Origin of the sequence: Streptomyces sp. NPDC058373 (genome assembly GCF_042723275.1) — a bacterium.
Taxonomy (GTDB): domain Bacteria; phylum Actinomycetota; class Actinomycetes; order Streptomycetales; family Streptomycetaceae; genus Streptomyces.
The window spans coordinates 120098-128596 of record NZ_JBHXJE010000014.1; the positions used below are offsets into that span (position 1 = coordinate 120098).

The following is an 8499-nucleotide window of genomic DNA, read 5'->3' on the forward strand; positions in this document are numbered from 1 at the left end:
CGGTGCGCGCCGGGACCGGCTCCGGACCCGGTCCGGAGACCGGGTCAGACCGCGCCCGCGCCCGTCAGCGAGCGGACCTCGGTCTCGGCGTGCCGGTCGTCGTCCGGTTCCTCGGGCGAGGTGACCGTGCCGAGCCAGCCGAAGGCGAAGCCGAGCGGGATGGAGACCAGGCCGGGGTTCTCCAGCGGGAAGAGCTGGAAGTCGAGGCCGGGCAGGAGCGAGGCGGGGCTGCCCGAGACCACCGGGGAGAGCAGCACCAGCAGCACCGCCGGGATCAGGCCGCCGTAGACCGACCAGACGGCGCCGCGGGTGGTGAAGGAGCGCCAGAAGAGCGTGTAGAGCAGCACCGGCAGGTTGGCGGAGGCGGCCACCGCGAAGGCGAGGCCGACCAGGAAGGCGACGTTCAGGTCGCGCGCGAGCAGGCTCAGCCCGATCGCCAGCACCCCGATCCCGGCCGCCGCGACCCGCGCCACCGCGACCTCGCCGAAGCGGCGGGCGCCCTCGCGGCGCAGGGAGGCGTAGAGGTCGTGGGCGACCGAGGCGGAGGAGGCGAGGGTGATCCCGGCGACGACGGCGAGGATGGTGGCGAAGGCGACGGCGGCCACCACCGCGAAGAGCACGGTCCCGCCGGTGGAGCCCGCGCCGCCGCCGAGGTCGAGGGCGAGCAGCGGTACGGCGGTGTTCCCCGCGGCGTTGGAGGCCCGGACTGTGTCGGAGCCGAGGAGGGCCGCGGCGCCGAAGCCCAGCACGATCGTCATCAGGTAGAAGCCGCCGATCAGCCCGATCGCCCAGACCGTGGAGCGGCGCGCGGCGCGGGCGGTCGGCACGGTGTAGAAGCGGGAGAGGATGTGCGGCAGCCCGGCGGTGCCGAGGACCAGGGCGAGGCCGAGGCTGATGAAGTCGAGCCGGGCCGTCCAGTCGCCGCCGTACCTGAGGCCGGGGGCGAGGAAGTCCAGGCCGTGGCCGCTGCGGGCTGCGGCGGTGGTGAGGAGCTGCCCGAAGTCGCCGGAGAAGCGGAGCAGCACCAGCACGGTGAGGGTGATCGTGCCGCCCATCAGCAGCACCGACTTGACGATCTGGATCCAGGTGGTGGCGCGCATGCCGCCCAGTGACACGTAGACCACCATGAGAGCGCCGACGCCGACGACGGTCCAGGTCTGGGCGGCGCGGCTCTCCCCGCCGAGCAGCAGGGAGACCAGGGAGCCCGCGCCGACCATCTGGGCGACCAGGTAGAGCACCGAGACGGTGATGGACGAGGTGCCCGCCGCGATCCGCACCGGCCGCTCCCGCATTCGGGCGGCGATCACGTCGGCGAGGGTGAACCGGCCGCAGTTGCGGACCAGTTCGGCGACGAGGAAGAGCACCACGAGCCAGGCGACGAGGAAGCCGACCGAGTAGAGCATCCCGTCGTAGCCGTAGAGCGCGATGAGGCCGGAGACGCCGAGGAAGGAGGCGGCCGACATGTAGTCCCCGGCGATGGCGAATCCGTTCTCCATCGGGGAGAAGAGCCGGCCGCCCGCGTAGAACTCCTCGGTGGTGCCGCGTCGGCGCCGACCCGCCCAGGTGGTGATGGCGAGGGTGAGCGCCACGAAGAGGCTGAACAGCGCCAGGGCGAGGGACTGGTGGTCGCCGCTCATCCCCGCGCCCCCCGGGTCAGCTGCTGGGTCTCCCAGCGCAGATCGAGCGCGAGCCGGTCCCGCCGCAGCCTGGCGTGGCGGACGTACGCCCAGGTGAGCAGGAAGGTGCTGGCGAACTGGCCGAGCCCGGCGAGCAGCGCGACGTTCACCGGCCCGAGGACCGGGCGGCCCATCAGACCGGGGGCGGCGGTGGCGGCGACCACGTAGGCGAGGTACCAGGTGAGGAAGAGCGCGCAGGCCGGGCCGACGAAGCGGCGGTAGCGGCCGCGCACCTCCTGGAAGGCGTCGCTGTCGCGTACCTCCCGGTAGATCTCGGCGGCCGTCGGCCCGTCCTCGGCCGGGTCCCGCACCGGTACGTGCGCCGGGCCCGGTGCGGGTCGCGCCCCGGCGGGCGCACCCCAGCCGTTCGCCGACGCGTCGTACCAGGGGTCGTCGAGCCGGGCCGTCCCGGCGCCGCGCCCGTCGTGCTTGTCCACCGCGCTCTCCTTGTCCGCGGCCGAGGTGACCGCGTGCCAAGGATGGGGCGGGCGGGAAGATCGATTCTCCGGCTGGGCGGGGGTTCATTCGATCAGGTGATGGACAAGGGCGCGCCGGGGTGCGGGGGTGCGGGGGTCGGCCAACCGGGCCGGCTCCGGTGCCGGACGGTGGGGCTGCGGCCGGAGCCGTCAGCGCCGACGGCAGCGGTTCCGCGTGCAGGACGTGCAGGCGGGAGACGGCCCGGGTAAGGACCACGTACAGCCGGTGGAGGCCGCGCGGCTCGGCCCGGACGATCTCCGCCGGTTCGACGGCCACCACGTGGTCGTACTCCAGGCCCTTCGCGGCGGAGGCGGCGAGCACCGTGACGCGGGCGCCGGAGCCGCCGGGGCGGGCGACGGTGCGCCCGGCGGCGGTGAGGGCCTGGTGGAGGCGGTCGGCCGTCGCGTCGGCGGCGATCACCCCGACGGAGCCGGGGAGTTCCAGGGCGGCGGCCACCGCCGCGACCACCGCGGCTGCCAGGTCGGTGACCGGCTCGATCCGCACCTCTCCCCCGCCGCGCGGGGAGCGGACCGGCGGCAGGCCGACGCCGAGTTCCGGCAGCAGCCCGTTGGCCAGCCGCGCGACGGCCGCGGGCAGCCGGAACCCTTCGGTCAGGCGGGTGACCACGGCGTCCTCGCGGCCCAGGTGCGCCAGGAGGCCGGGCCAGTCGGCCGCCGCCCACGAAGTGGTGCCTGCGCCAGGTCACCGAGGACGGTGAGGGAGCCGTGGGCGGTTCGGCGCGCGACGGCCCGGCACTGCATGGGTGAGAGGTCCTGCGCCTGGTCCACGACGATGTGCCGGTATCCGGCCGGGCGCTCGATGAGCCCGGCGATCTCGTCGAGCGGGACCAGGTCGGCGGCGGACCAGCGGGCCGAACGGGTGGACCGGGACGCCCCCGGCCTGAGCAGCGCCGCCTGCTCGTCGTCCGACAGCACACCGCGGGCCGCCTCGGCGAGGCTCACGGGGTCGCTCAGCAGCTCCGCCAGCACCTCTTCGGGGGTGGTCCGCGGCCGCACCTGGCCGACCGCCACGGAGAGCGGACGGCCGCGGGCGATCCGCCGGGTCCAGCCGTCCGAGCGCGGCCCGGAGCCTCGTTCGGCCTCGGCCCGTACCAGCGTCGCGACCCGCTCACCCACCCGTTCGCGCCCCACGCCGTACGGCGGCCTCTCCGCCCTGACGTTCTCCGCGATCCGAGCGATCCGCTCCGCGCCGACGGGCAGGCGGCGGGCCCCGTCCGGTACCACGAGGGGCGCCCCCGCGCTCGCAGGGCCCGGCGTACCACCTGGGCCGTGCGGGGGTCGTGCTTGGCGGCGGCCGCGCGGGCGCCGTCCTGCGCCGTGACGGGGTGCCGGGCGATCTCGTCCTCGACCGTGGCCTGCCGCACACCGCTCTCGCCGAGGGAGGGCAGCACCTCCGCGATGTGGTCGAGGAAGCCCCGGTTGGGCCGAGGACCAGCAGGGAGCCGCGTCGCCGCCCGTCCCCGTACAGCAGGAAGGCGGCGCGGTGCAGACCGACGGCGGTCTTGCCGGTGCCGGGGGCGCCCTGGACGCAGAGGGAGACGCCGTGCTCGGCGCGGATCAGGGCGTCCTGGCCGGGCTGGATGGTGGCGGCGATGTCGCGCATAGCGCCGGTCCGGGGGCCTCGATCTCCTCCGCGACGATGCGGCCGGCGCCGGGCGCACCGGCGTCCAGCCGCTCGTCCTCCAGCGCGGTCAGGTGGGCGGAGTCACCGAGGCTGCCGGGCGCCCAGCCGAACCGCCGCCGCACCGCGACGCCGAGCGGGTCGCCGGGCCCCGCCTGGTAGAAGGCGCGGCAGACCGGCGCGCGCCAGTCGACCACCAGCGGGGACGCGGTCGGCTCGCCGCTGGTCCGCGTCCGGCCGACGTGGTACGTCTGCCCCGCGCGGCTGCCCGCCCCGTCCTGGGCGGAGGGGTCGGAGACGAAGTCGATACGTCCGAAGAACAGCGGGCCAGGCGGCATCTCCCGCAGTTCCCTGGCCCTGCTGCGCAGACCGTGGCCGAGGACCTCGGCATCGGCACCGGAGGCGGAGACGTCCTCGCCGGTCCGCACCCGGCGGTCGGCACCGTGCACCATCGCGTCGAGGGCCTTGCGGCACTGGACGTGCCCCGGCGCACGCCCCTGACCCGTTACCGGCCCCGCTCACGCCCCCTCGGAACGCGAAAAGGACGCCCCGCCACCCGAAAGCGGCACGGCGTCCTTCCGCGGGGACCCGCAGGGGCCTCAGGCGTCGATGCGCGACCGGTCCAGGGTCGCCGCGGAGCTGGTGATGAACTCCTTGCGCGGCGCGACCTCGTTCCCCATCAGGAGGTCGAAGACGTGCTCGGAGGAGTCCAGGTCCGCGATGTTGATCCGGCGCAGGGTGCGGTGGCGCGGGTCCATGGTGGTCTCCGCGAGCTGGTCGGCGTCCATCTCGCCGAGACCCTTGTAGCGCTGGATCGAGTCCTTGAAGCGGATGTTCTTCCGCTGGAACTCCATGAGGGTGTCGCGCAGCTCGCGGTCCGAGTATGTGTACACGTACTTGTCCTGGCCCTTTTTGGGCTGGACCAGCTCGATGCGGTGCAGCGGCGGTACGGCGGCGAAGACCCGGCCCGCCTCGACCATGGGCCGCATGTACCGCTGGAAGAGGGTCAGCAGCAGACAGCGGATGTGGGCGCCGTCCACATCGGCGTCCACGAGCAGGATGATCTTGCCGTAGCGGGCCGCGTCGAGGTCGAAGGTGCGGCCCGAGCCCGCTCCTATCACCTGGATGATGGCGCCGCACTCGGCGTTCTTCAGCATGTCCGTGACGGAGGACTTCTGGACGTTGAGGATCTTGCCTCGGATGGGCAGCAGGGCCTGGAACTCACTGTTCCGGGCGAGCTTGGCGGTGCCGAGCGCGGAGTCCCCCTCGACGATGAAGAGCTCGCTGCGCTCCACGTCGTCGCTGCGGCAGTCGGCGAGCTTGGCCGGCAGCGAGGAGGACTCCAGGGCGGTCTTCCGGCGCTGGGCGTCCTTGTGCTGCCGGGCGGCGATACGCGTCCTGGCTGCGGCGACCGCCTTCTCCATGACCGCCCTGGCCTGTGCCTTCGCGTCCCGCTTGTTCGAGGTCAGGAACGCCTTCAGCTCCTTGGCGACCACCTGGGAGACGATCCGGTTGGCCGCCGAGGTGCCGAGCACCTCCTTGGTCTGGCCCTCGAACTGCGGCTCGGCCAGCCGTACCGTGACGACGGCGGTGAGGCCCTCCAGGGCGTCGTCCTTGACGATGTCGTCCTCGGCGACGCGCAGCACCTTGGCCGAGCGCAGCGCCTCGTTCATGGTGCGGGTGAGGGAGCGCTCGAAGCCTGTGACGTGGGTGCCGCCCTTGGGGGTGGCGATGATGTTGACGAACGAGCGGATCTTCGTGTCGTACCCGGTGCCCCAGCGCAGCGCGATGTCGACGCCCAGCTCGCGGGTGACCTCGGTCGGCGTCATCTGGCCGAAGTCGTCCAGGACCGGGACGGTCTCCTTGAAGGTGCCCTTGCCGGTGAGGCGCAGCACGTCGCACAGGGCGCGGTCGTCGGCGAGGTACTCGCAGAACTCGCTGATGCCGCCGTCGAAGCGGAAGGATTCCTCGCCCTTGGAGCCGCCGTCGCCGAGCCCGAACTCGTCACGGACCACGAGGGTCAGCCCCGGCACCAGGAAAGCCGTCTGGCGGGCCCGCTGGTGGAGGGTGGCGAGGTCCAGCTTGGCGTCCTTGAGGAAGATCTGCCGGTCGGCCCAGTACCGCACCCGGGTACCCGTACGGGCCTTCGCGATCTTCTTGGTCTTGCGCAGGCCACTGCCCGCCTCGAAGGGCGCGTCGGGGCCGGTCTTGGCGAAGGCGCCGGGGACGCCGCGCCGGAAGCTGATGGCGTGGGTGCTGCCGCCGCGGTCCACCTCGATGTCCAGGCGGGCCGAGAGGGCGTTCACCACGGAGGCGCCGACGCCGTGCAGGCCGCCGGAGGCCGCGTACGAGCCGCCGCCGAACTTGCCGCCCGCGTGCAGCTTGGTCAGCACCACCTCGACACCGGAGAGGCCGGTCTTGGGCTCGACGTCGACGGGGATGCCGCGGCCGTTGTCGCGGACCTCGACCGAGCCGTCGTCGTGGAGGATGACCTCGATGTGGTCGCAGTGACCGCCCAGGGCCTCGTCGACGGAGTTGTCGATGATCTCCCAGAGGCAGTGCATGAGGCCGCGGCTGTCGGTGGACCCGATGTACATACCCGGTCGCTTGCGGACCGCTTCGAGCCCTTCCAGGACGAGCAGGTGCCGAGCGGTGTAATTGGAACCGTCCTGGTCTGCTCCTGCCAGCAAAGCGGTGGACGGCACGGACGTCTCGGCGGTCACGCGGGTTCGCTCCTCGCTGAATTCTGATGGTGGTCCACGGGATCGGGGACCTGGGCAACGGTCGCCGCTCAGAGGGTACCGAGGCCAGGTAGAGCCGATGTAACGCCACCCTCGGCTCAAACCCACCCTAGTCCAGAGCCGCACACGCGTTCGATCCCTCGGTGGGGTGAAACAGATGTCACGTTCCCTTCCGGGCATGAACCATTTAGGCTCCGGGCACGTCCTCTTCAACACCCCGGCAAGCCAGCCGGCGAGGACCGGACCCGATGACGTGAGAGCGTCAACCACCCACACGGCACATTCGCCGCCAAACCGGCAGCACCCGGCCTCCCCGGAAGAACTTTTCGAGGAAATGCCGCGAGCGGGAACGTTTTCGGCCTGGTTGGATGTTGACCCTGGTACGACAGCTCGTCGAGCTAGAGAAGAGGCGACGTGACTACTGTTCTGACCCCCGCGACCCCCCTGACGGCCGCTGACCGCTGTGACCGCTGCGGCGCCCAGGCCTACCTGCGCGTCGTGCTGATGAGCGGTGGTGAACTGCTCTTCTGCGCCCACCACGGCCGCAAGTTCGAGCCGGAACTCAAGAAGATCGCCGCTGAGATACAGGATGAGTCCGAGCGGCTGACGGCGACCCCGGCCACGGCCGAGGACGAGCGCTGACGCTTCGCACCCATCCCGACGAGCCGGCACCGGTCCTTCAACCGGAGTACGGGCCTCCTCCCCGCCCCAGCGGCGGGAAGGAGGCCCGTTTCACTTGCCCGGAAGCCCTGGGCCTCCGTGTGCCGCCCGAGGTCGGGCACCCGTCAAGGTTTGGCCGAAGATGACCCTTGCGGGCGCTCACGGCATCCCCACGGCCCCCTGAGGGGGCCGTCAGGGATTCCCGGCCCGCCGGCCAGGCACCGGCGGGCCGGCGGGCACCCCACCCGTCAGGCGGACCGGCCCACGGACGGCGCGACCTCGGAGACCCGGGTGTAGACCCCCGGACTGCTGGCCCGCCCGCAGCCGCTCCCCCAGGAGACCAGGCCGATCAGCTTGCCCCCGGCGACCAGCGGGCCGCCGCTGTCCCCCTGGCAGGCATCCCGGCCGCCGCGCGGGTCGCCCGCGCACAGCATGGTGTCCGAGAGGTAGCGACCGACGGCGCTGCCCGGATAGGCGCTGCGGCACGTGGCATCCTCCAGCACGGTCACTCCGACGGACCTGAGCCTGGAGGAATACGTTCCGTTGCCGGTCGTGTCCCCCCAGCCGAACACGGTGGCCTTGCTGCCCGGCCGCTCCTCGGCATCGCCCGGCCGGACGACAGGCAGCACGGCCGAGGCGGGCAGCGGTTCGGCGAGGGTCAGCGCCGCGATGTCTCCGGCGTGGGTGGCCGAGTCGTACTCCGGGCTGACCCGGACCTCGCCGACCGCGACCTCCCGGCCCTTCGCGGTGCTGCGCAGGTCGTCGCGGCCGGAGATCACCCGCAGGTCGGGGACGCGCGACAGGGCGACCCCGAGCACCTCCTCGTCCACGCAGTGCGCGGCGGTCAGTACCGTCCGCTCGGCGACGACGACCCCGCCGCAGAACTGGCCGGAGCGCTCACTGCCGAACCGGTCGCGGCTGCCGAGGGCGACCACCCAGGGGTGGTCGTCGACGCTGGCCGGGCTGCCGCCCACGACGACACTGTCGGCCGCCGCCGGGGCGGGGCCGCAGAGCGGGGCGGCCAGCGCGGCCGCGGCCGCGACCAGCCCGGCCCGTCCGCTGCGAATCCATCGACGCCGCATCTCTTCTCCTCACTCAAGGCGTTCGGTTACGCACCCAGAGTGATCCACGGCGGGTCCGCGCGCACGGTCGGCGCCACGGGTGACCCCGGACGGAGTGCCGGAAACCGCACGGAGGTGCGCCGGGCCGCCGCCCGTGCGAGCCGGGCCCGGGACGGACCGACCGGGCGCGCACACGACGACCGCGGGACGATGAAAGGGGCCCTTCGGAGCCACCCACGTGGG

5 protein-coding genes and 1 pseudogene are annotated in these 8499 nt (G+C 73.1%); 1 reads left to right on the forward strand and 5 read right to left on the reverse strand.

Annotated elements, in window-relative coordinates; all coding sequences use genetic code 11:
- Nucleotides 1-44: 44 nt before the first annotated feature.
- The 4 genes and pseudogenes from ACFWMZ_RS11835 to ACFWMZ_RS11850 form a co-directional block, all read right to left on the reverse strand.
- Nucleotides 45-1637 (reverse strand): cation acetate symporter, encoded by a 1593-nt coding sequence (locus ACFWMZ_RS11835; protein ID WP_383176201.1) that lies wholly within the window; start codon nucleotides 1635-1637, stop codon nucleotides 45-47.
- A complete protein-coding gene (locus tag ACFWMZ_RS11840; RefSeq protein ID WP_383201087.1) occupies nucleotides 1634-2113 on the reverse strand; it encodes a DUF485 domain-containing protein in 480 nt (159 codons plus the stop codon). The genes ACFWMZ_RS11835 and ACFWMZ_RS11840 overlap by 4 nt, the downstream gene beginning before the upstream one ends.
- A 196-nt stretch (nucleotides 2114-2309) precedes the next feature.
- Nucleotides 2310-4246 (reverse strand): annotated as a pseudogene (locus ACFWMZ_RS11845) (HelD family protein); the annotation flags it as partial.
- Between the two features lie 147 nt (nucleotides 4247-4393).
- Entirely contained in the window at nucleotides 4394-6517 is a 2124-nt protein-coding gene (locus ACFWMZ_RS11850) for a type IIA DNA topoisomerase subunit B (protein ID WP_383176195.1), read from the reverse strand.
- 432 nt (nucleotides 6518-6949) lie between these two features.
- On the opposite strand from ACFWMZ_RS11850, the gene ACFWMZ_RS11855 reads away from it, so the two are divergent.
- Nucleotides 6950-7177: a hypothetical protein gene (locus ACFWMZ_RS11855; protein WP_003951302.1), complete on the forward strand. Its 228-nt coding sequence runs from the start codon at nucleotides 6950-6952 to the stop codon at nucleotides 7175-7177.
- A gap of 266 nt (nucleotides 7178-7443) precedes the next feature.
- Here ACFWMZ_RS11855 and ACFWMZ_RS11860 read toward each other — a convergent pair whose 3' ends face one another.
- Entirely contained in the window at nucleotides 7444-8277 is an 834-nt protein-coding gene (locus ACFWMZ_RS11860; RefSeq protein WP_383176192.1) for a S1 family serine peptidase, read from the reverse strand.
- Between the last annotated feature and the right edge of the window lie 222 nt (nucleotides 8278-8499).